Origin of the sequence: Saccharomonospora piscinae, assembly GCF_005862235.1 — a bacterium.
GTDB classification, from domain to species: domain Bacteria; phylum Actinomycetota; class Actinomycetes; order Mycobacteriales; family Pseudonocardiaceae; genus Saccharomonospora; species Saccharomonospora piscinae.
The window spans coordinates 112,563-133,961 of sequence record NZ_VCEK01000003.1 but is presented as its reverse complement, the minus strand read 5'-3'; the positions used below and the strand labels follow the sequence as shown (position 1 = coordinate 133,961).

Annotated in this window: 20 protein-coding genes and 1 riboswitch; of the genes, 11 read left to right on the top strand and 9 right to left on the bottom strand. The window is 71.7% G+C overall.

The features are described from left to right. Positions 1–102 precede the first annotated feature (102 nt). The gene (gene mihF / locus FFT09_RS11845; protein ID WP_024875172.1) at positions 103–414 is read right to left on the bottom strand and encodes an integration host factor, actinobacterial type; all 312 of its coding nucleotides are present in this window, start codon (positions 412–414) and stop codon (positions 103–105) included. A gap of 332 nt (positions 415–746) precedes the next feature. Between mihF and FFT09_RS11840 the strand changes: the two genes are divergently transcribed. From FFT09_RS11840 to FFT09_RS11830, 3 genes are all read left to right on the top strand, one after another. After that, positions 747–2,369, top strand: coding sequence for a long-chain fatty acid--CoA ligase (locus FFT09_RS11840; protein WP_081191695.1), 1,623 nt, complete (start codon positions 747–749; stop codon positions 2,367–2,369). A gap of 83 nt (positions 2,370–2,452) precedes the next feature. Beyond that, complete coding sequence (locus tag FFT09_RS11835; protein WP_024875174.1) at positions 2,453–2,878, top strand: PaaI family thioesterase; 426 nt, start codon at positions 2,453–2,455, stop codon at positions 2,876–2,878. Positions 2,879–2,913: 35 nt separating this feature from the next. Continuing rightward, on the top strand, positions 2,914–4,077 hold the full coding sequence (locus FFT09_RS11830) for a C39 family peptidase (RefSeq protein WP_138382705.1): 1,164 nt from the start codon (positions 2,914–2,916) through the stop codon (positions 4,075–4,077). On the opposite strand, the gene FFT09_RS11825 is transcribed toward FFT09_RS11830, so the two are convergent. Continuing rightward, on the bottom strand, positions 4,052–5,665 hold the full coding sequence (locus FFT09_RS11825; RefSeq protein ID WP_138382703.1) for an FAD-binding oxidoreductase: 1,614 nt from the start codon (positions 5,663–5,665) through the stop codon (positions 4,052–4,054). The genes FFT09_RS11830 and FFT09_RS11825 overlap by 26 nt on opposite strands. A 16-nt stretch (positions 5,666–5,681) precedes the next feature. Here FFT09_RS11825 and FFT09_RS11820 point away from each other — a divergent pair, with 16 nt between their 5' ends. The 6 genes from FFT09_RS11820 (at position 5,682) to FFT09_RS11795 (ending at position 12,265) form a co-directional block, all read left to right on the top strand. Then, on the top strand, positions 5,682–6,320 hold the full coding sequence (locus FFT09_RS11820; RefSeq protein WP_024875177.1) for a TetR/AcrR family transcriptional regulator: 639 nt from the start codon (positions 5,682–5,684) through the stop codon (positions 6,318–6,320). After that, the gene (locus tag FFT09_RS11815; RefSeq protein ID WP_138382701.1) at positions 6,317–7,876 is read left to right on the top strand and encodes a glycerol-3-phosphate dehydrogenase/oxidase; all 1,560 of its coding nucleotides are present in this window, start codon (positions 6,317–6,319) and stop codon (positions 7,874–7,876) included. Before FFT09_RS11820 ends, FFT09_RS11815 begins: the two co-directional genes overlap by 4 nt. A gap of 187 nt (positions 7,877–8,063) precedes the next feature. Further along, positions 8,064–8,249: riboswitch (cobalamin riboswitch) on the top strand. Positions 8,250–8,283: 34 nt separating this feature from the next. Next, the gene (locus tag FFT09_RS11810) at positions 8,284–9,315 is read left to right on the top strand and encodes an ABC transporter substrate-binding protein (protein ID WP_138382699.1); all 1,032 of its coding nucleotides are present in this window, start codon (positions 8,284–8,286) and stop codon (positions 9,313–9,315) included. Positions 9,316–9,318: 3 nt separating this feature from the next. Further along, positions 9,319–10,395 carry a FecCD family ABC transporter permease gene (locus tag FFT09_RS11805; protein WP_244231328.1) on the top strand — a complete coding sequence of 359 codons (1,077 nt, stop codon included), beginning with the start codon at positions 9,319–9,321 and terminating at the stop codon, positions 10,393–10,395. Then, complete coding sequence (locus FFT09_RS11800; protein ID WP_208544409.1) at positions 10,392–11,435, top strand: FecCD family ABC transporter permease; 1,044 nt, start codon at positions 10,392–10,394, stop codon at positions 11,433–11,435. Before FFT09_RS11805 ends, FFT09_RS11800 begins: the two co-directional genes overlap by 4 nt. After that, positions 11,432–12,265 carry an ABC transporter ATP-binding protein gene (locus FFT09_RS11795; protein WP_081191701.1) on the top strand — a complete coding sequence of 278 codons (834 nt, stop codon included), beginning with the start codon at positions 11,432–11,434 and terminating at the stop codon, positions 12,263–12,265. Before FFT09_RS11800 ends, FFT09_RS11795 begins: the two co-directional genes overlap by 4 nt. A 17-nt stretch (positions 12,266–12,282) precedes the next feature. Here FFT09_RS11795 and FFT09_RS11790 read toward each other — a convergent pair whose 3' ends face one another. From FFT09_RS11790 to FFT09_RS11775, 4 genes are read right to left on the bottom strand one after another with little or no spacing between them, the layout of a single operon-like run. Continuing rightward, positions 12,283–12,888: a GTP-binding protein gene (locus FFT09_RS11790; RefSeq protein ID WP_081191702.1), complete on the bottom strand. Its 606-nt coding sequence runs from the start codon at positions 12,886–12,888 to the stop codon at positions 12,283–12,285. After that, complete coding sequence (locus FFT09_RS11785; RefSeq protein WP_081191703.1) at positions 12,869–13,222, bottom strand: DUF742 domain-containing protein; 354 nt, start codon at positions 13,220–13,222, stop codon at positions 12,869–12,871. Before FFT09_RS11785 ends, FFT09_RS11790 begins: the two co-directional genes overlap by 20 nt. Before the next feature lie 3 nt (positions 13,223–13,225). Next, entirely contained in the window at positions 13,226–13,621 is a 396-nt protein-coding gene (locus FFT09_RS11780; RefSeq protein WP_024875186.1) for a roadblock/LC7 domain-containing protein, read from the bottom strand. Further along, the gene (locus tag FFT09_RS11775) at positions 13,621–15,120 is read right to left on the bottom strand and encodes an ATP-binding protein (RefSeq protein ID WP_081191704.1); all 1,500 of its coding nucleotides are present in this window, start codon (positions 15,118–15,120) and stop codon (positions 13,621–13,623) included. Before FFT09_RS11775 ends, FFT09_RS11780 begins: the two co-directional genes overlap by 1 nt. 191 nt (positions 15,121–15,311) lie before the next feature. On the opposite strand from FFT09_RS11775, the gene FFT09_RS11770 reads away from it, so the two are divergent. Beyond that, complete coding sequence (locus FFT09_RS11770; protein ID WP_138382697.1) at positions 15,312–17,096, top strand: thiamine pyrophosphate-requiring protein; 1,785 nt, start codon at positions 15,312–15,314, stop codon at positions 17,094–17,096. 37 nt (positions 17,097–17,133) lie between these two features. Here the strand turns inward: FFT09_RS11770 and FFT09_RS11765 are convergent, their stop codons facing one another. The 3 genes from FFT09_RS11765 to FFT09_RS11755 all read right to left on the bottom strand — a co-directional run bounded on the left by FFT09_RS11765 (position 17,134) and on the right by FFT09_RS11755 (position 20,149). Beyond that, positions 17,134–18,447, bottom strand: a complete 1,314-nt coding sequence (locus tag FFT09_RS11765; RefSeq protein ID WP_051473313.1) for a citrate synthase — start codon at positions 18,445–18,447, stop codon at positions 17,134–17,136. 165 nt (positions 18,448–18,612) lie between these two features. Then, complete coding sequence (locus tag FFT09_RS11760; RefSeq protein ID WP_024875190.1) at positions 18,613–19,533, bottom strand: carbohydrate kinase family protein; 921 nt, start codon at positions 19,531–19,533, stop codon at positions 18,613–18,615. A gap of 34 nt (positions 19,534–19,567) precedes the next feature. Beyond that, positions 19,568–20,149, bottom strand: a complete 582-nt coding sequence (locus FFT09_RS11755) for a TetR/AcrR family transcriptional regulator (RefSeq protein WP_138382695.1) — start codon at positions 20,147–20,149, stop codon at positions 19,568–19,570. A gap of 90 nt (positions 20,150–20,239) precedes the next feature. Between FFT09_RS11755 and FFT09_RS11750 the strand changes: the two genes are divergently transcribed. Continuing rightward, positions 20,240–21,397 carry an acyl-CoA dehydrogenase family protein gene (locus tag FFT09_RS11750; protein WP_081192363.1) on the top strand — a complete coding sequence of 386 codons (1,158 nt, stop codon included), beginning with the start codon at positions 20,240–20,242 and terminating at the stop codon, positions 21,395–21,397. The last annotated feature ends 2 nt before the right edge of the window (positions 21,398–21,399 follow it).

Sequence of the window (21,399 nt, the reverse complement as noted above, 5' to 3'; positions counted from 1 at the left end):
CGACCGGCGCCCGGTGGCGTGCGGTCGAACTGTCGCCAGGCTTGTCAGAGTTCTCGTACCGCGATCAGGTCTCCCGGTGAGGGAGCCGTCACGCCGGGCTCGTCACTTCAGCGAGGCGATGAGTGCCTCGCGCTGCCGGTCACCCAGACCGGCCGCCCTGCGGTCGGGGTCGATCCCCGCCTGCTCCAGCAGCGCGGTGACCTTCACCTGGCCCAGCCCGGGAACCGCCTTGAGCAGTTGCGTCACCTTCGTCTTGCCGACGGTCTTGTCGTCCTTGGCGCGCTCGAGCACCTTGTCGATGCTCTCCTTGCCCGACTTGATGTTGGCCAGCAGCTCGGACCGAGCCTTCCTGGCCTCCGCGGCCTTGGCGAGGGCCTCGGCCCGCTGCTCCGGGGTCAAGGTGGGAAGTGCCAACGTAGTCATCCTTTCGTGCTTGCTCGAACACCGCGAACCGCGGCGACGGACTCCCGGCCACAGCGACCCCGTAGGGGCCGCCGACCAGGCCATCGGAGTCCAGGGACTCAGTAAACGCCAAGTGCGGCGCCGACGCGAAACCGACACGCGAGGTTTCCCCGACCGGGCCATGCGCTGGTCACGGGCGGTGTCGGAGTGGCTGCGGCAAGCACAGTTGGGCGCTGCGCACAAGCCCCGAACGTGCGGCGCGCACTACAGTCGCCTCAAATCCCGGAGTCTGTCACCTTCACCGACCTTCACCGACATTCACTCGACCTTCAGCGGGAGCCTCAATGCTGAGCACGATGCAGGACGACCAGCTGTCACTGGCCCATCTGCTGCGACACGGCGCACGGATGCACGCGGACAGCGAGGTGACCACCTGGACCGCGGACGGTGCGCGGACCACGACGTTCGACAAGATCGCCAGGCGCTCGGCCCAGCTGGCCCACGCGCTGCGCGGGCTGGGGGTAACCGGCGACCAGCGCGTCGGCACGTTCATGTGGAACAACGCCGAGCACATGGAGTGCTATCTTGCCGTACCGGCCATGGGAGCGGTGCTGCACACGCTGAACATCCGGCTGTTTCCCGAGCAGCTGACGTTCGTCGCGAACCACGCCGAGGACCACGTCGTCGTGGTGGACGGCTCACTCGTCCCGCTCTTCGCCAAGCAACTGCCGGAGATGACCACGGTCAAGCACGTCGTGGTGGCCAACGGCGACCCCGAGTCGCTGGCGGCACCGGCCGGGGTCACGGTGCACGCGTACGACGACCTGCTGGCGGGACAGCCGGAGACCTTCGACTGGCCGGAGATCGACGAACGCTCGGCCGCCGCCATGTGCTACACGTCCGGCACGACGGGTGACCCGAAGGGCGTGGTGTACTCGCACCGGTCGATCTGGCTGCACTCGATGCAGGTGTGCATGAGCGACACGATGCGGCTCTCCGACGCCGACCGCGCCCTGGTGATCGTGCCGATGTTCCACGCGATGTCGTGGGGCATGCCCTACGCCGGGTTCATGGTCGGAGCGTCGATGGTGCTGCCCGACCGGTTCATGCAGCCCGCCGCGATCGCGGAGATCCTGGCCGCGGAGAAGCCGACGTTCGCCGGTGCGGTGCCGACGATCTGGCAGGGCCTGTTGCAGCACCTCGACGCGAACCCGCAGGACATCTCCCACCTGCGCGAGGTCGTGGTAGGCGGTTCGGCGGCGCCACCCGCGATGATGCACGCCTTCGAGGAACGCTACGGCGTTCCCGTGCTGCACGCGTGGGGCATGACGGAGACCTCGCCGATGGGCAGCGTGGCGCGCCCGCCGTCGTCGGCGAGCGGCGACCAGGCGTGGCAGTACCGCTACACGCAGGGCCGCTTCCCCGCCTCGGTGAAGGCACGGCTGATCGACGACGCGGGCAACGAGGTCCCCTGGGACGGCACCAGCGTCGGCGAGCTGGAGGTGCGGGGACCGTGGATCGCGGGTTCCTACCACGGCGACGCGGACCCCGGGAAGTTCCACGACGGCTGGCTGCGCACCGGTGACGTCGGCAAGATCACGCCCAACGGGTATCTGACGCTGACCGACCGCGCCAAGGACGTCATCAAGTCCGGCGGCGAGTGGATCTCGTCCGTGGATCTGGAGAACGCGGTCATGGCACACCCCGCCGTGGCCGAGGCCGCCGTCGTCGGCGTACCCGACGAGAAGTGGGACGAGCGGCCGCTGGTCGCCGTCGTCGTCCGCGACGGCCAGAGCGTCACCGCCGACGACCTGCGCGCGTTCCTGGCGGACAAGGTCGCCAAGTGGCAGCTTCCCGAGCACTGGACGTTCGTCGACGAGGTGCCCAAGACCAGCGTCGGCAAGTTCGACAAGAAGCGGCTGCGTGCCGCCCACGCCGACGGCACGCTGGACATCACCCACTTCTGAGCTCCCCCGGAGGGTCGTGCCCCGCCCCTGCGCACGACCCTCCGGGTGGACGGCGGCACCACTCGTGCGGCAGGGTTCGGCGAATGGACACGGACACCATCGGCTCGCCCGACGTCGAGGGCACCGCGCTGTTCCACCGCACCATGCCGTTCACCGAGCGGCTGGGAGTCGAGGTACTGCGGCACTCGCGGGAACGGGTCGTGGCCCGCATCGCGCACGACGAGACACTGTGCACGCTCGGTGGGGTACTGCACGGCGGGGTGCTGATGTCGCTGGCCGACGCCACCGCTGCGGTGTGCGCGTACCTCAACCTGCCCGAAGGGGCACAGGGGACCACCACGATCGAGTCGCGGACGAGCTTCCTGCGCGCGGTCCGCGAGGGCCACGCCACGGCGTCCGCGCGCCCGCTGCACGCGGGCGGCCGGGTGATCGTGGTGGAGACCGAGATCCACGACGACACGGGCAGGCTCGCCGCGAAGGTCACGCAGAGCCAGGCCGTCCTCGCCTGAGGCGGGCCGCGAACCGGCCCCCTAGGCTGAGCCGGGTGAGTTCCGAACACCACGAGTTCAGCGACGACGCGGCGTGGCGGCACGGCGAGTTCTCCGGGACCGCCGTGGTCGACGGCGCACTGCGGCTCGGCTCGCCCGCGGGGGTCCAGGACGGCGGCGAGTACGCCTGGTGGACCTCGCCGGAGCACGAGTTGCCGTTCGAGGCCGTCGAGTTCCTGCCGTCGTGGAACGCGACGGCCCCACCGGGTACGTGGCTGGCGGTCGAGGTGCGGGCGCGGACCACTGGCGACCGGAACACGGCCTGGTTCTCGCTGGGGCGCTGGTCGCACGACGAGTCCACCGTGCGGCGCACCTCCGTGCCGGGGCAGGCCGACGAGTTCGCCCGGGTGGCGGTGGACCGGGTGACGGCCGTCGGGCCCGCCCGGTTTCGCGCATACCAGGTCCGCGTCACGCTGTGCCGTGCCGAAGGCACCCGCGCGTCGCCCGCACTCAGCGCGGTGGGTGTCACAGCGTCGGCGGCGGGCCCGGACAGCGACGTCCCCTCCGCACCGGGGCCCGCGCGCGGCATCGAACTTCCCGTCCCCCGCCACGCCCAGATGATCTACAGTGGACACTTTTCCGAGTTCGGCGGCGGCGGTGCCCACTGGTGCGCCCCTGCCTGCACGGAAATGGTGGTCGAGTACTGGGGCGTGGGCCCTGCGGCGGCCGACCTGGACTGGATTACGAGCGAGCGACCCGGCCGCGGTGTGGTGTACGCCGCGCGGCACACGTTCGACCACGCCTACGACGGCACCGGCAACTGGGCCTTCAACGTCGCCTACGCCTCGCGGTACGGGCTGCGCGGCAGGGTGACGCGCCTGCCGTCGCTGACCGAGGCCGAGCACCACGTCGCCGCCGGGGTGCCCGTCGTCGTCTCGCTGTCCTTCGCCGAGGGCGAACTGGACGGCGCGGACTACGGTTCCGCCGGGCATCTCATGGTGATCACCGGTTTCACCCCCACCGGCGATGTCGTGGTCAACGACCCGGCCACCGCCGACCCGGCACTGGTAAGGCGCATCTACCCGCGCGCACAGTTCGAGGCGGTGTGGCTGCGCGGCCGGGCTTCCACGGCGCCGGAGGCTCCCGCCGCTCCCGGCGGGGTGTGCTACCTGATCGCGGCGCCCCGGTCCGGCGCTACAGTCCGAGCTTTCCCGGATTGAGCACGCCCGTGGGGTCGGTGGCCCGCTTCGCCGCAGCCAGGACCGCCACACCGACGTCGCCGATCTCGGACCGCAGGTAGGGCGCGTGGTCGGTGCCCACGGCGTGATGGTGGGTGATCGTGCCGAGCCCGCCCTCGGTGATGGCGTCGCCCGCCGCCCGCTTCGCCCGCTCCCACTGTCCGAACGGATCGTGCGGATCGCGGGGCGTGAGCACCGTGAAGTACAGCGAGGCGCCGGTCTCGTAGGCGTGGGAGACGTGGCACATCACGACGGGATCGCCGAGCGAGTCACGCAGCGCCGTGCTCACGGCCTCGTAAAGCTCGCCGAGGCGGGACCAGTGCGTTGCCGTCTCCAGCGTCTCCACGCACACGCCGAGGTCGAGCAGCGCGTCCCGCTGGCGGGGGCCGTGGAAGCGGCCGTGCCGCCACGCCTGCCCGGCGGCCCTGCCGAGTGAGACGGCGCCCGCCGCGCGCAGCAGCGCCCGCGCCCGCCGCCGCTGGGGTGCGCGGCCGTGCCAGCCCAGGATCAACAGGCACGGCTCGCGCACGCCCCGGGCAGCGAGGTAGCGCCGGAGCGCCGCGGTGGTGAACCCGCCCTTCAGCGCCAGCGACACCGCCGTCTCCGACTCGTCCGAGATCCGGGTGACGTCGGCCAGCAGCCCGTGCTGGGCGAGCAGGCGCACGGCGTCGGTCGCCCGCTGGAAGCCGTCGAGGACGACACCCTCGTACCGCTCCCGCGTGGGCAGCGGTCGCACGCGCACGGTGACCTCGGTGAGCACACCCAGCGTGCCCTCGCTGCCGAGCGCGAGCGCCCGCAGATCCGGACCCGCCGCCGAGGCGGGGGCGACGCCGAGCCGCCACGAACCCGTCGGCGTCGCCAGGTGAACTCCCTGCACCATGTCCTCGAACCGCCCGTAACCCGAGGACGCCTGCCCCGCCGAACGGGTCGCCGCGAAGCCACCGAGCGTGGCGCGCTCGAACGACTGCGGCACGTGCCCGAGCGTGAGGCCGTGGGCGGCCAGCATCCGCTCGGCGTCGGGCCCGCGCACCCCGGCCTCGAACACGGCGAGCCGGGAGACCGGGTCCACGGACACGAGCCGGTCGAGTCGTTCGAGGTCGAGGGTGACCACGGCCTCGCACTCGCCGCGCAGTGCCGCGACCCCGCCCACGACGGACGTGCCTCCACCGAAGGGCACCACACCGACGCCGTGGGCCACGCAGACGTCGAGCACCCGCTGCACCTCGCCGGGATCGGCGGGCGACACGACGGCGTCGGGAACCGGCAGCACGCCGGGATACCGGCGTCGCAGCAGGTCCACATAGGAAAGACCTCCTGCGCGACCCAGCCGTTCGGCCGGGCCCAGGCGCAAGTACGAGGCGCCGACGACGTCGGCCAGTGCCGTGCGGGCAGCGTCGGGGAGCCGGGAGTCCGGCACCGCGAACGCGGTGTCCGGCGCGACGGGCGCGCCGGGCTCCAGCGGGCCGAGGCGCCGGGTCAGCCAGCGCACGGCATGGGGCGGCAGCGCGGCGGCCTCCGCCGAAGCGGGCGTCCACGCGGAGCGAAGTCGTTGGTCAACCGTCTCGGTCACGACTAGAGTGTGACACATGAAGCTCGATCGTCACATCGGCGACTCCGTCACGCCGGTGATCCCGCCCGCCGAGCGCGCCCCGGCCTCGCGCGTCCCCGACGACGCGTTGCTCGACGCGGCCCGTACCTGCGTGCTGGCCGCGGGGGTGCGCCGGACCACCCTCACCGACATCGCGCGCACCGCCGGGGTCAGCCGGATGACCCTCTACCGGCGTTTCCCCGACGTGCGCAGCGTGCTGGCCGCGCTGATGACGCGGGAGTTCGGAGCACTGCTGCACCGGGTCGGCGCGACGATCGACGAGTCACGTCCGGCGCGGGCACGCCTGGTCGAGCTGGCCGTGAGCGCGGTCGGCGTGCTGGTGGCCGATCCACTGCTGCGCACCGTGCTCGACCGGGACGCCGCACTGCTGCTGCCCTACGTGACCGAGCGGCTGGGCAGCACCCAGCGGCTCGCGGAGGCCGGCCTGACCGCCCTCGTCGCCGACGGGCACGCCGACGGCTCCGTGCGCCGCGCCGAGCCCACCGCGCAGGTGCGGGCCCTGCTGCTGACGGTGCAGTCGTTCGTGCTCGCCTGGCGGCCCGCCACCCGCGGCGTCCCCGGTGACGCGCTGCTGGCCGAGTTGCGGCACCTGCTCGACCGGAGCCTGGCGCCGTGACCCGGCCGAACGAGGTCAGGGCGTCGCTGTCGGCCCGGCGGCGGGCGGCGGAGCTGGACGCGCTGGCAGGCGGCGCCCCGGTCGACGTGCTGGTGGTCGGCGGCGGTGTGACGGGAACGGGGGTCGCGCTCGACGCGGCCTCGCGCGGGCTGTCCGTGGCGCTGGTGGAGGCGCACGACCTGGCGTTCGGCACCTCACGCTGGTCGAGCAAGCTCGTCCACGGCGGACTGCGCTACCTGGCCCACGGCCACGTGCGCCTGGCCAGGCAGAGCGCGGTCGAGCGCGACATCCTGCTGCGGCGCACCGCACCGCACCTCACCCGCCCGATGGCGCAACTGTTCCCCCGCTACGCCGACGCCTCGGCGGCGGCCGAGGCCCTCACCGCCGCCGGTCTGACCGCGGGTGACGCCCTGCGCAGGCTCGCGGGAACGCCGTCGGCACTGCTGCCCCGGCCCCGATCGGTTCCCGCCGCGCAGGCACTGACACTCGCACCGGGATTGCGGGAGGCCGGGCTGCACGGCGGCATGCTGGCCTTCGACGGCGCGCTGACCGACGACGCACGCCTGGTGGTGGCGCTGGCGCGCACGGCGGCGGGGCTGGGCGCCCGGGTCCTCACCCGAGTGCGCGCACTGGAACTGGCGGCCGACCGGGTGCGGGCGCGCGACGAGCTGACCGGCGAGCACGTCGAGCTGCGTGCGCGACAGGTCGTCAACGCGGCGGGCGTCTGGGCCGGTGGCCTCGTGCCGAGCGTGCGGCTGCGCCCCTCGCGGGGCTCACACCTCGTGCTGGACGGCCGCGCCACGGGCCTCGGTGAGACGGCGCTCATGGTGGGTGTTCCCGGCGAGACCAACCGGTTCGTCTTCCTGCTGCCCCAGCCGGGCGGGAGGGTCTACCTCGGACTGACCGACGAGCCGCTGGACGGCGAGGCCACCGACATCACCGAGGTTCCCGAATCCGATGTGGACTTTCTGCTCGACGTGGCATCGCGGGTGCTGGCACGTCCGCCGACCCGCGCGGACGTGCTGGGCTCGTTCGCGGGACTGCGGCCGTTGCTCGACTCCGCCGACGGCCGGACCTCCGACCTCTCCCGCGAGCACGCCGTGCTCACCGACGCGGCGACGGGCGTCGTCACCGTCGTGGGCGGCAAGCTCACCACCTACCGGGTGATGGCACGCGACACTGTGGACGCCGCCGTCCGCGCCGCGCGGCTGCGTGCTCCCGCTTCGCGCACGGCCCGGCTACCGCTGATCGGCGCGGCGGACAGAGCGGCATTGGCCACTGTGGAGGCTCCGAGGGCACTGGTCCGCCGGTACGGCACCGAGGCGCCGAGGGTCGCCGCGCTCGGTGACGTCGACCCCGCCCTCGCGCGGCCCGTCGCGGACGGCAGCGACGTCACCGCCGGCGAGGTCGTGTGGGCCGTGCGCCACGAGGGCGCGTTGAGCGCCGACGACGTGCTGCACCGCCGCACCCGCCTCGGCCTGGTGGCCCCCGAGGCCGAAGCGGCGAGACCGGAAGTGACCGACCTCGTGGAGCGCTCCCTGCGGGGCCTGCGCTGACGCGCGCAGCCGTGTCCGCAGCCTGCGTAGCCGTGTCCGCAGCCTGCGTAGTCGTGTCCGCACCGCACGATGCGGACACGGCTACCTAACCTGCGGACACGGCTACGGGAACTGCGGACACGGCTACGTAACCTGCGGACACGGTGGCGCGTGCGGGCTGTCACCACCACGCCGGGCTTGATCGTGCTAGCGTCAGCGGCGCCGTGGTGTACGGGAATCCGGTGTGATGCCGGTGCGGCCCTCGCCACTGTGATCGGGAAGTGACGCGCCGTCCGCTCGCGGGCGGGCCACTGGGACCCACGGGTCCTGGGAAGGCAGGCGCGGCACGCAATCGCCCGTCAGCCAGGAGACCGGCCACGGCACCGTGTGACCCGATTCCACGAGGACCTGGAAGGGCGGTCTGGACCATGACCCGTGTCCTGGCGCGACTTCGTCGACCGACGGCGCTCGCCGCCGTCTCCGCCACCGTGCTGGCAGGCTGTGCCGCACCCGAACCCGAAGCGGGCGGGGAAGAATCCGTCAGCCGCACCAACTGCGGCATCGACGTCGCCGTGTCCGGCCCGCCCGAGCGCGTGTATGCCGCCTACCAGCCCGCGATCGAGGTGGCCCACGCTCTGGGCCTCGGCGACCGGCTGGTCGGAACGGCGTTTCTGGACGCCACGGTGTTGCCGGAGTACGCCGACGAGCAGGCGAAGGTCGACTACGTGCCCTCGCTGCCCAGCCGGGAGGGCCTGCTGGCGACGCGGCCGGACTTCGTGCTGTCGGGCTTCAACGGCGTGTTCGCCGAGGACAGCGCGGACAGCTCGTTCGGCACGCGGGCGAGCCTGCGCGAACTCGGCGTGCAGAGCTGGATCCTGAGCCCGCTGTGCCCGAGCGAGGACGGCCTCACCGACCGCGCGATCGACCCCGCCACGGTGACGGTCGAGAGCATCTACCAGGACCTGCGCGACCTCGGCGCGCTGTTCGACGTCGAACGCGACGCGGAGCGTGTGATCGACGACCTGCGACGACGGATCGCCGCGGTCGAGCAGCGGGTCGAGGACGCACCACGGCCGTCGGTGGCCATCGTGTCGCCCGGTGACGACGGCGGCTACCGGGTCGCGAGCGGGCTCGACTTCGGTACGCGGATCATCGAGCACGCGGGCGGCACCAACGCCTTCGCCGACCTCACCGACGCCCGCAACGTGGACGTCGGGGTCGAGGAACTGATCGCGCGGGACCCCGACGTCATTCTCACCGACGCCTGCTGCGACGCCGGATTGACGGAGCAGGACGCGCGGGCCGAGGTCTCCGCCATCACCTCCGATCCCGCGCTGGCCGGTGTCACCGCCGTGACCGACGACGCGGTACACCCGTTCCTGTTCGCGCACCGGTCCGCCGGTGTCCGAGCCGCGCACAGCATCGAACTCGTGGCCTCCTACCTGCATCCCGACCGGTGACCCGTGGCGGGCATCGGTGCGGCGGAGGCCGCCCCCGCGACGGGATCGCGCGCCCGGCTGGATCTCGCCACGGGCCTGCTCACCGGCGTCACCGGCAGGGTGTCGGGGCTCGCGCTGGCGGCGGTGGCGCTGGCCTGCGCGTGTGCGCTGTCGGTCCTCGTCGGCTCCTATCCCGTCTCGGTGTCCGAGGCGGTCTCGGCGCTGACGGCTCCCTCGGGCGGTGACATCGAGCGCATCGTGTGGCACGTGCGGGTGCCGAGAACGATCACGGGGTTGCTCGCGGGTGTCGCACTGGGCGTCGCGGGTGCGGTGATGCAGGGCCTGACCCGTAATCCGCTCGCGGGACCGGGCATTCTGGGCATCAACGCGGGTGCGTCGTTCGCCGTGGTGGTCGCCATGACGGTGTTCGGGGTGAGCGCGCTGTCGGGCTACTTGTGGTTCGCCTTCGCGGGAGCCGCGGTGTCCGCGCTGTTCGTCTACACGCTGGGCTCGCTGGGCGGTGGTGGCGCGACGCCGGTGAAGCTCGCGCTGGCCGGTGCGGCGTTCACGGCACTGGTCGACTCCGTGACCACCGGAATCACCCTGCTGGACGCGGCGACCCTGAACGACTTCCGGTTCTGGGTGGTCGGGTCGCTGACCCGCGCGGACAGCGCGCAACTGCTGACCGTGACACCGTTTCTGCTCGTGGGCGTGCTGCTGGCGATGGCGGTGAGCCGGGATCTGAACCTCGTCGCCCTCGGCGACGACATGGCCCGGAGCCTGGGCACGCGGCTGGTGGTGACGCGCTTGCTGGCTGCGGTGGCGGTCATGCTGCTGGCCGGCGCCGCGACGGCGGTGGCGGGCCCCATCGGGTTCGTCGGGCTGGTCGTCCCGCACGTGGCTCGCGCCCTCAGCGGGCCCGACTACCGCTGGATCGTGCCGTGGTGCGTGCTGCTGGCGCCCACGGCGTTGCTGCTGGCCGACGTCCTCGGCCGGATTCTCATCCAGCCGGAGCAGTTGCAGGTCGGCATCGTCATGGGAGTGGTCGGGGCACCGTTCTTCCTCTACCTCGTCCGCAACCGCACGGTGGCGCAACTGTGAGCGCGGCGCGGACCGTGCTGCTGCGCACGGGCGGGGTGGCGTTCCGGCTCGACCGCCGCTCCACCGTGCTGACGGCGCTGGGCTGGCTGCTGGCGGCGGGGGTGGCGATGTGGTCGCTGACGCTGGGGCAGTTCGAACTCGGTACCGCCGAAGTCCTCCGTGTGCTGGGTGGGGGCGGCTCGCTCATCGAGTACGACGTCGTGGTGCGCAACCGCCTGCCCCGCGCGCTGACCGGCCTCGGCGTGGGTGCGGCGTTCGCGCTGTCGGGGGCGATCCTGCAACGGATCGCGACCAACCCGCTGGTCAGTCCGGACGTGATCGGGGTGAACGCGGGAGCCGCGTTCGGAGCGCTCGCCGTGGTCACCCTGCTCGGCGCCACGGGCGTCACCACGGTGGCCGGAGCGCTCGCCGGGGCACTGCTGACCGCGGCGGCCATCGTCGCCCTCTCGGCGAAGCGGGGTCTGCATGGCTACCGGCTCGTGCTGGTCGGCATCGGCATCGCGGCCATGCTGACCTCGGCCATCTCGTTCCTGCTGACCCGGGCGGACTACCACCGGGTGCTGAGCGCGTCCGCGTGGCTGACCGGCAGCCTCGCCAACCGGGGCGCCCTGCACGTCGCCGTCATCGCCACCGCACTCGCGCTCGCGGTGCCGGCACTGCTCGTGCTGGCACGGCACCTGCGGCTGCTCGAACTCGGTGACGACCTCGCCACGGTGCTGTCCGGCCACGCGCGGCGCAGCCGCCTCGCTCTCGTGCTCCTGGCGGTGACGCTGGCCGCGACGGCCACGGCGGCGGCGGGACCGGTGGGGTTCGTCGCGCTGGTGGCGCCGCAGATCGTGCGCAGACTGCTGCCGGGCCGCCAGGCCGCGCTGGGCCCCGCTGCGGCGACGGGCGCGCTGCTCGTGGTCTGCTCCGACCTCGCGGCCAGGCTGCTGTTCGCACCGGCCGAGTTGCCGGTCGGAGTCGTCACCGGAGTGCTGGGTGCTCCGGTTCTGCTGTACCTGCTCGCCCGCGCCAACCGGATCGGAGCCGCCGGATGACCGACGACCCGCACACCAGAGCGCAGACGCTGGCCACGCTGGCCGCCGACGAGCTCAGCCTCGGTTACGGCACCCGGCACGTCGTCGACCGCGTGTCGGTGACGGTCCCGCCCGGCCGGATCACGGCGATCGTCGGTCCGAACGGGTGTGGCAAGTCGACGCTGCTGCGCGGGCTCGCCCGCCTGCTCGCGCCGCGGCACGGTGCCGTGCTGCTGGACGGGCGCGACGTGGCCCGGCTGCCCGCTCGCGGCGTCGCCCGGCGGCTCGGGCTGCTGCCCCAGCAGCCGATCGCACCGGACGGCATCACCGTGGCCGACCTCGTGGGCCGGGGGCGGCACCCGCACCAGACATGGTTCCGCCAGTTCAGTGAGACCGACGCCGACGCCGTGACGGCCGCCCTGACCGCGACCGGCGTCGCGGACCTCGCGCAGCGGCCCGTCGACGAGCTGTCCGGCGGCCAGCGCCAGCGGGTGTGGATCGCGCTCGCCCTCGCCCAGGGCCCCGACGTGATGCTGCTCGACGAGCCGACGACCTATCTCGACCTCGCCCACCAGATCGACGTGCTCGACCTGCTCACCGGCCTCAACGCCGAGTCCGGCCGCACGATCGTGCTCGTGCTGCACGACCTCAACCTCGCGGGCCGCTACGCCCATCACCTCATCGCCATGAAGGACGGCCGCATCGCGGCGGAGGGTCCTCCCGCCGAGGTGGTCACCGCCGACCACGTGGAGTCGGTCTTCGCCCTGCCGTGCGCCGTGATCGACGATCCGCTGACCGGGACACCGCTCGTCCTGCCCCGGCCCTCACCGCGCCCCACGGTCCGGCGCTGACAGCGGCGTGGCCGCCGTCATGCCCGCGCCGCCCCGGCCTCCGCTCGCATCGCGATGGCGTACTCGACCAGCCGCATCATCGTCTGGGCCGACGACTTCCGATCCCGCGCGTCGCAGTAGACGATCGGCGTGTCCGGCAGCAGGTCGAGGGCCTCCCGCAGCTTCTCCGGCTCGTACCGGGGAGAGTCGGGGAACTCGTTCACCGCCACCGCGAACGGCACCTTCGTGTGCAGTTCGAGCTGGTCGAACACCTCGAAGCTGTCCTCGATGCGGCGCGTGTCCACCAGCACGAGCGCTCCGACCGCGCCGTCGGCCAGGCCCTCCCACAGGTTCCAGAACCGCTTCTGCCCCGGCGTGCCGAACAGGTACAGCACCGTGTCGGAGGCGATCGTGATCCGGCCGAAGTCCATCGCCACCGTCGTGGTGTTCTTCTCGTCGAGCCCGCCGAGCGAGTCCACCCCGACACTGGCCGCGGTCATGCTCTCCTCGGTGCGCAGCGGCTCGATCTCGCTGACCGACCCGATCAGCGTGGTCTTGCCGACGCCGAACGCGCCGACCACCAGGATCTTGACCGACTGGATGACGGTCGGGGCGACGTAACGCTCAGAGCTTTCGGAGCCCATTCAGCACTTTCTCCAGCAGATCGAGATCGGGCATGACGAGTCGTTGCGGCGCGGACCGCACCACGAGATGCCCCGTGTCGATCAGGTCCGACGCGAGCACCACCACGACGCTCACCGGCAGGCCGAGATGCGCGGCGGCCTCCGCCACCGACAGCAGGCCGCGGCAGAGGTCGACGAGAGAGCGTTTCTCCCGGCCCGCCGACACCGGCAACGCCGCTTCGGGGTTGGCGACCAGCAGCGTCTCGGGGCGCAGCGTGTTGCGCGTGGGATGGGCCCGCCCGCCCGTTATCACGTACGGGCGCACCGGCCGGTCACGGTAGTCGGGGTGGCCCATGAGTCACCGCGAGCGGGTCGGCGTGCTGAGGGTCCGCTCGCCGATCTGCAGCACCTGAAGCTGCATCTGCTGCGCGATGAGGCCCGGGTCGATCACCTGGTCGGTCACGACGGCGAGCCGCGAGCCGTCACCGGCGCCCCGGACGAACAGGAACCCGCCGTCGAACTCCACCATGACCTGTTTGGGCTCGCCGCCCTCGCCGAACTCGTCGCCGACTCCCCTGCCGAGCGAGGTCAGGCCGGCACACGCGGCGGCCAGCTTGTCGGCAACGTCCGGATCGGTCTGCTCCGTTTTCACACGCAGCAGGCCGTCGGAGGTGAGCACGATCGCGTGCCGCACTCCGCGCACGCTCCTGATCTGCTCCAGCATCCAACTGTTGTCACCGGCCTGGGGCACCATTACTCCTCCGGAATGTCGCGGCGGTCGGAAGGCGGGTTCGGCGTGGCGGCGATCCGCGTGGTGGCGTCGCCGTCCGAACTGAGGAAGGCACTCATCCATTCGCCCGCCTGCTCCGCGGCCTGCTTCGGGTCCGTGGGCACGACGGGAAGGTCCATGGTGATCTCACTGCTGTTCTCGACCACCGCCTCGCCCCGGCGGGACCTACGGCGCGGGAGGTCGGGAAGGCCGTCACCACCGGGCACGGGCGACGGGGCCTCGGCGTGGTGTCCCCGGGCGGGCTCCGGTTCCGGCGGGGGCGGAGCCGGCGGTGGCACGGGCTTGAGGTTGTCGGCGGTGCTGTGCTGGCGGGTCAGCGCCAGCTGGCCGCTGATGGCGGCGTGTCCCGGTGGCAGCGGCTCGGTGAACTCCGACGGGACCATGACGATGGCCCGCACCCCGCCGTAGACGGACTCACCGAGGTCGACCCGGAAACCGTAGCGCCGCGCGTAGGTGCCGACCGACGGCAACCCGGTCTGCGGGACCTCACCGAGCACGAACAAATCCACGGCCTGCTCACCGGAGGCGACGACCCGCGCCTGCTCCAGCCTGCGTTCGTCCATGCCGACGCCGCAGTCGTCGATCTCGATGACCGCGCCGCGCTGCACATGGCGCAGGGTCACCAGGACGTTCGTGGTGGGCGGCGAGGACTGCGCCGCGTTCGCCAGCAGCTCCGCCACAATGTGGATGAGCGGCTCCACCACCCTGGCCGTCACGGCGATCGCGGGATCACCGGACGCCTCGACCCGCTGGTAGGCGGTGATGCGGCCCGCCGCGCCGCGCACGACTTCGGAGAGCGGCAACGGCTCGTTCCACTGCTGTCCGGGCCGTTCCCCGCACAGCGCGGCCAGCGACTGCGCGTACCGCGCCTGCTGGGCGGCGGCGTGGTCCACGCGCATGCTCGTCTCCAGCACGTCGGCATCGTGCGGGTGCCGGTGCACCATGAGCCCGGCCTCCTCCTGCATGCGGTGCGCGGAGGTCTGGACCTTTCGTGCCAGCGACACGACGGTGGAGTGAACGGCGCTGCGCTGCGCGAGGTAGATGTCGCGCGCGTTGACCACGAGCGAGTGCATCCGCTCGAACTCCCGCGCGGCCTCGGGGCAGGTCGGCGTCTCGGGCAAAGTGGGAAGCAGGGAATCGGAGGTCAGGCTCTCCATGTACCCGACGAACGCGTCGTGGACCTCCCGCAACGCCACGTGCTCGGCGGCCAGGGACGCGCGTTCGCTCTCCAGCGCGGCACGGTCCTCGGCGGCACCGCGGGCGACGCGCGCCTGTGCGACGGAGTGCGCGGCGAGTGCGATGAGCGCGGCGAGCGCCACGGCTCCGGGGATGAGCCACAAGGGACTGGCCGTCACCCCGATCGCCAGGACGACCGACGCGGTCACGACATAGGCCGCGGCGAGCGCCCCGCCCGCCCAGGCGAGAACGCGCTGTCCCCGCGGAACACTCGACGAAGAGTTCATGTGCTTCCAGAGTTCGGTCGAGGCTCCCGCGAGCCTGCCGGATGAATGGCCTACCTTAACTCCGCCGGTCAGCGTAGTGGATCACGGCTCCCTCCGTACAGGCCCTGTCACGGCGCGCGACCCTCCTTCCGGGATTGAACCCGCCGCCCCCGGGTAGCCGGAGGCCGGACACCGTGTGAGGAGGCCCAGCGATGACCGACACGGTCGGCGACCACGTACTCCGGCGACTGCGCGAATGGGGAACGCGGCAGGTGTTCGGCTACCCGGGTGACGGTATCAACGGAATCGTCGCGTCGTTCGGCAAAGCCGGCAATCAGCCGCGATTCGTGCAGGCGCGGCACGAGGAGATGGCGGCCTTCCAAGCCGTCGGCTACGCGAAGTTCAGCGGCGACGTCGGCGTGTGCCTCGCGACCTCGGGTCCGGGCGCGACCCACCTGCTGACCGGTCTGTACGACGCGAAGCTCGACCACGTGCCCGTCGTCGCCATCGTGGGGCAGACCGCGCGCAGCGCGATTGGAGGCCGCTACCAGCAGGAGATCGACCTGCCCTCGCTGCTCAAGGACGTCGCGTCGGAGTACCTGGTCCAGGTGAACGTCGCCGAGCAACTGCCGAACGCGCTCGACCGCGCGTTCCGCACCGCGTGGTCGCGCAGGGCGCCCACCGCACTGATCATTCCGGCCGATCTCCAGGAGGAGGAGTACACACCGCCCGGGCACGCCTTCAAGCACGTCCCGTCGAGCCCGCCCGCGACGTCGAGAGCGGTGGTGATCCCACCGGAGGACGAGCTCGCACGCGCCGCCGAGGTGCTGAACGCGGGCGAGCGGGTGGCGATCCTCGCGGGCCAGGGCGCGCGCAACGCGGGTGAGGAGCTGCGTGGTGTCGCCGAGGCCACGGGCGCGGGCATCGCGAAGGCGCTGCTGGGCAAGGACGTGCTCCCCGACGACCTGCCGTACGTCACCGGCTCGATCGGGCTGCTCGGAACCCGCCCCAGCTACGAGCTGATGCGCGACTGCGACACCCTGCTGATCGTCGGGTCGAACCTGCCGTACTCGCAGTTCCTGCCCGAGTTCGGCCAGGCTCGTGCCGTGCAGATCGACCTCGACGGCGGGTTGCTCGGCATGCGCTACCCCACCGAGGTCAACCTCGTCGGCGAGGCGAAGGCCACGCTGCGGTCCCTGCTGCCCCTGCTGGAGCGCAAGGCCGACCGGAGCTGGCGCGAGACCGTCGAGCACACCGTGGCGCGGTGGTGGACCACAATGCGCGACCAGGCCATGCTGTCGGCCGACCCGGTGAACCCGATGCGCGTCGTCCACGAACTGTCCGAACGCGTTCCCGACGACGCGATCGTCACCGCCGACTCCGGGTCATCCACCAACTGGTACGCGCGCAACCTCCGGATGCGTGGCCGGATGCGCGGATCGCTGTCGGGCACGCTCGCCACCATGGGGGCCGCGGTGCCGTACGCGATCGGGGCCAAGTTCGCGCACCCCGACCGTCCCGTCGTGGCGCTGGTGGGCGACGGCGCGATGCAGATGAACGGGATGGCCGAGCTCGTCACCGTCAACCGCTACCGGCACCTGTGGCAGGACCAGCGGCTCGTGGTGTGTGTGTTCACCAACCACGACCTCAACCAGGTCACCTGGGAGCTGCGGGCGATGGGCGGGGCACCCAAGTTCGAGGAGTCACAGAGCCTGCCCGAGGTCCCCTACGCCGAGTTCGCGAAGCTCATCGGGCTCGGCGGCATCACGGTCGACGACCCGGCCGACCTCGGCACGGCGTGGGACACGGCGCTCGCCGCCGACCGGCCCACCGTGCTCGACGTGCACTGCGACCCCGAGGTGCCGCCGATTCCGCCGCACGCCACGCTCGACCAGCTCACGTCGATGACGCAGGCACTGGCGAAGGGCGACCCGAACGCCTGGCACCTGCTGGTGCAGGGCGCCAAGACCAAGGCCCAGGAGTTCCTGCCGGGCTGAGCGGCGTGCGTGGGTGTTCCGCTCAGCCCGCAGGCGCTCAGCGCTCCGACAGCGGCTTGTAGTCGCGCTGCTTCTCGCCGGTGTAGATCTGGCGCGGGCGGCCGATCTTGGTGGCCGGGTCCTGCATCATCTCCCGCCAGTGCGCGATCCAGCCGGGCAGGCGGCCCAGCGCGAACAGCACGGTGAAGTACTTCGTCGGGAAGCCCATCGCGCGGTAGATCAGGCCGGTGTAGAAGTCGACGTTCGGGTACAGCTTGCGCTCGACGAAGTAGTCGTCGGACAGCGCGCGCTCCTCCAGCCGCTTGGCGATGTCGAGCAGCTGGTCGCCGCCCGCGATCTTGGAGAGGATCTCGTCGGCCGTCTCCTTGATGATCTTCGCGCGCGGGTCGTAGTTCTTGTAGACCCGGTGCCCGAAGCCCATCAGGCGGACACCCGCCTCCTTGTTCTTCACCCGGTTGACGAACTTGTCGACGTCGCCACCGTCGGCCTTGATGCCCTCCAGCATCTCCAGCACCGCGCTGTTCGCACCACCGTGCAGCGGGCCGAACAGCGCCATGATGCCGGCGGAGATGCTGGCGAACAGGTTCGCCTCCGATGAACCCACGAGTCGCACGGTCGACGTCGAGCAGTTCTGCTCGTGGTCGGCATGCAGGATGAACAGCAGATCGAGCGCCTTCGCCATCGCCGGGTCGATCTCGTAGGGCTCGGCGGGCAGCCCGAAAGTCATCCGCAGGAAGTTCTCGATGAGGCCCAGCGAGTTGTCCGGGTAGAGGAACGGCTGGCCGATCGACTTCTTGTAGGCATAGGCCGCGATCGTCGGCACCTTCGCCAGCAGGCGGATGGTGGACAGCTCGACGTTCGACCGGTCGGCCGGGTCGAGCGAGTCCTGGTAGAAGGTGGACAGAGCCGACACCGCGCTCGACAGCACCGGCATCGGGTGCGCGTCGCGCGGGAAGCCGTCGAAGAACCGCTTGAGATCCTCGTGCAACAGCGTGTGCCTGTTGATCTTCGAGGTGAAGTCCTCCAGCTGCTGCGGCGTGGGCAGCTCGCCGTAGATCAGCAGATACGAGACCTCGATGAAGTTCGAGCGCTGTGCGAGCTGCTCGATCGGGTAACCCCGGTACCGCAGAATTCCGGCGTCACCGTCGATGTAGGTGATCGCGGACGATGCCGACCCCGTGTTGACGAAACCCGGGTCGTAGGTGATGTATCCGGTCTGGGCGAGCAGTTTTCCAAGCTCCACACCGGGCGCGCCCTCCACGGCGCGAACGACGTTCAACTCGTGCTCGCCAGTCGGCAGGCGGAGTTGGACCTTCTCGCCCCCGGTCTGCGCCGCAGTCGCGTCGGACATGCACATGCCTCTCACGGTCACACGGGCCGGCTGTGACCGCAGGTCGTGCGTGTCACATTCTTCGCACACCGCCCCGCTGGGGTATGAATGCTCTCCCACGCTAGTCCAGAAGAGGCCGGTTACGCAGCCGTGGCGTTACCCACAGCTAACGGAGTGCGACCAGGTTCACACGCCCTGCGGCAATTCGTCCGCCGTTGGTGGTTCAGCGCCGCTGCGCGACACGGTGACGGCCGCGGCGTGCGCCGCGAATCCCAGCATGGCACGACATTCGGCCGCGGACAGCGCGGCGACGTCGGCCACCCGGTGCCGCGTCAGCCACGCCAGCACGGCCCCCTGGACCGTGTCTCCCGCGCCGATCGTGTCCACGACGTCGACCGGCACGGTGGGCACCGTCACGTCCACGCCCGACGACGTGACCAGAGACACGCCCCGCGCGCCTCTGGTCAGGACCACTGCGGCCGGTCCGGCGTCGAGCCACGACCGCACGGCCCGCTCGACGTCGCCGTCGGCGGCGAGCCACGCCGCGTCCTCCTCCGACACCTTGAGCACGGACACCGACGGCAGCCACGACGCGAACCTGGCCCGGTACGCATCCGGGTCGGCGATCATCTCGGCGCGGATGTTCGGGTCGAGCGCCGTCAGCACTCCGCGCCGGTGCTCTCGCCGCAGCACCGCCTCGTAGGAGCGGGCACCGGGATCGAGCACCATGCCGAGCGTGCCCACCGAGAGTGCGGTGGTGGCGGCGGGAAGAGGGCCGGGATCGGCGACGAGCCGGTCGGCCGTCCCCTCGGTGTAGAAGCTGTAGCGGGCGCTGGAATCGTCGTCCAGCGTCACCACCGCGAGCGTCGTCGGCTCGGGTCCACGTTGCACCAACGAGGTGTCCACACCGGACTCTTCGAGCCTGCGGACGAGAGCTTCGCCGAACCCGTCGGTCGACACCCGCGAGAGAAATGCCGAGGGCACGCCGAGACGTGCGGCCGTGAGGGCCACATTGTACGGACCACCGCCGAGACGGGGTGCCAGCATGGCACCGTCGGGGCCCGCGGGCACGAGGTCGACGAGCGCTTCACCACCGGACACGATCACGGCTGCCGACTCTAGCGGTTGAGCCCGCCGTTCGTCAGGCGTCGCGCCGGAGTCCGCCCAGCAGCAGCTCCGCCAGCGCCTCGAACGCCTCGGCGTCGCTCGTGCGGGCCCGCGCCCCGACGGCACCCGACTGGATCGCCTCGACGAGGATGCCCGCCATCTCGGCGATCGCGTCGGCATGGGCGTCGCGGAACGCGCCCTGCGCGACACCGTGGGCGATGAACTGGCGGATCCGGCGCGCCGCGGCCTCGGAGTTGAACGCGTACACGGCGCTGGCCGGCTCGAACTCGGCCACGTCGGCCAGGAACGCCGCCGAGGCCCGGTCGAGCTCGCCCGAGACACCCGCGAGGTAGGTGCGCACCGCGCTCACCGCGTCGTCGATACCGGCGACCCGTGCCTCGATCCGTGCGGCCGCACCCTTGAAGTAGTGCGCCACCACCGTGGTCGCGAGCTGTTCCTTGCTCGGAGCCAGCGCGTAGAGCGTGGTCTTGGAACAGCGCAGCTTCGCCGCCAGGTCGTCGAGGGTGAACGAGACGAAACCCTCGGCGAGAAACAGCTCCTCCAGCTCCGCGAGCAGCGCCTGCTGCCTGCGCGTGCGGGGACCGGTCGGACGCATGGGAGCCATCCTACGGTGTAGTACTCTCAAAGGAACGTCAGTACTATTTTCAGTACCGTTTCGGAGGCAATGATGCCCGCGATGCCCGCGATGCCCACAAGGCCCACCGTGCAGCGCCTGCTCCCCACCACCGAGGCCGAGGACCTGCTGGCCCTGACCAGGGAGATCGCCCGCGACGAACTCGCGCCGCTGGCCGCCGAGTACGAGGAGAAGGCGATCTTTCCGCGCGAGCGGTTCCGGACCCTGGGGGCCGCGGGACTGCTGGGCCTGCCGTACGCGGAGCGCTGGGGCGGCGGCGACGTGCCCTACGAGGTGTACCTCCAGGTGCTGGAGGAGATCGCCGCGGCGTGGATGTCCGTGGGCGTCGGCCTGTCGGTCCACACGATGTCGTGTTACGCGCTGGCCCACCACGGCACCGACGAGCAGCGGGACCGCTGGCTGCCCGGCATGCTGGAGGGTGGGCAACTCGGCGCCTACGCCCTGTCGGAGCCGCACGCCGGTTCGGACGCCGCCGCCCTGTCCACGCGGGCGCGCCGCGACGGTGACACCTACGTGGTCACCGGGGTCAAGGCGTGGACGACCCACGGCGGCGAGGCCGACTACTACACGACGATGGTGCGCACCTCGCCCGACGGCGGCCGGGGCATCAGCTGCCTGCTCGTGGACGGCGCGACTGCCGGGCTCTCGTCCGCGCCCCCGGAGCGGAAGATGGGCCTGACCGGCTCCACCACCACACAGATGATCTTCGAGGACGCCCGGGTGGACGCCGATCGGCTCCTTGGCGCCGAGGGAGACGGCCTAAAGATCGCGCTGTCCTCGCTCGCCTCCGGCCGCCTCGGCATCGCGGCGTGCTCGGTGGGCCTGGCGCAGGCGGCACTCGACGAGGCCGTGGCCTACGCCCGGCAGCGCACCCAGTTCGGCAAGCCGATCATCGAGTTCCAGGGCCTGGAGTTCCTGCTCGCCGACATGGCCGCCGCCGTCGACTCGGCGCGCGCGACCTACCTCGACGCCGCGCGCCGACGCGACCGGGGCCTGCCGTTCCAGCGGCAGTCGTCGGTGGCGAAACTCGTCGCCACCGACGCCGCCATGAAGGTGACCACCGATGCCGTGCAGGTGCTCGGCGGCGCGGGCTACACCCGCGACTTCCCCGTCGAGCGCTACCTGCGGGAGGCCAAGGTCCCGCAGATCTTCGAGGGCACCAACCAGATCCAGCGCATGGTCATCGCGCGGGAGCTGCGCGGGGCGTGAGC

Excerpts from the sequence above, each read along its gene's own strand:
- FFT09_RS11790 (WP_081191702.1), bottom strand. The coding sequence starts at position 12,888 with ATGGGCTCCGAAAGCTCTGAGCGTTACGTCGCCCCGACCGTCATCCAG.
- FFT09_RS11835 (WP_024875174.1), top strand. The coding sequence starts at position 2,453 with ATGGACACGGACACCATCGGCTCGCCCGACGTCGAGGGCACCGCGCTG.
- FFT09_RS11780 (WP_024875186.1), bottom strand. The coding sequence starts at position 13,621 with ATGGTGCCCCAGGCCGGTGACAACAGTTGGATGCTGGAGCAGATCAGG.
- FFT09_RS11820 (WP_024875177.1), top strand. The coding sequence starts at position 5,682 with ATGAAGCTCGATCGTCACATCGGCGACTCCGTCACGCCGGTGATCCCG.
- FFT09_RS11750 (WP_081192363.1), top strand. The coding sequence starts at position 20,240 with ATGCCCACAAGGCCCACCGTGCAGCGCCTGCTCCCCACCACCGAGGCC.
- FFT09_RS11785 (WP_081191703.1), bottom strand. The coding sequence starts at position 13,222 with ATGGGCCACCCCGACTACCGTGACCGGCCGGTGCGCCCGTACGTGATA.
- FFT09_RS11840 (WP_081191695.1), top strand. The coding sequence starts at position 747 with ATGCTGAGCACGATGCAGGACGACCAGCTGTCACTGGCCCATCTGCTG.
- FFT09_RS11765 (WP_051473313.1), bottom strand. The coding sequence starts at position 18,447 with ATGTCCGACGCGACTGCGGCGCAGACCGGGGGCGAGAAGGTCCAACTC.
- FFT09_RS11810 (WP_138382699.1), top strand. The coding sequence starts at position 8,284 with ATGACCCGTGTCCTGGCGCGACTTCGTCGACCGACGGCGCTCGCCGCC.
- FFT09_RS11770 (WP_138382697.1), top strand. The coding sequence starts at position 15,312 with ATGACCGACACGGTCGGCGACCACGTACTCCGGCGACTGCGCGAATGG.
- FFT09_RS11795 (WP_081191701.1), top strand. The coding sequence starts at position 11,432 with ATGACCGACGACCCGCACACCAGAGCGCAGACGCTGGCCACGCTGGCC.
- FFT09_RS11775 (WP_081191704.1), bottom strand. The coding sequence starts at position 15,120 with ATGAACTCTTCGTCGAGTGTTCCGCGGGGACAGCGCGTTCTCGCCTGG.
- FFT09_RS11755 (WP_138382695.1), bottom strand. The coding sequence starts at position 20,149 with ATGCGTCCGACCGGTCCCCGCACGCGCAGGCAGCAGGCGCTGCTCGCG.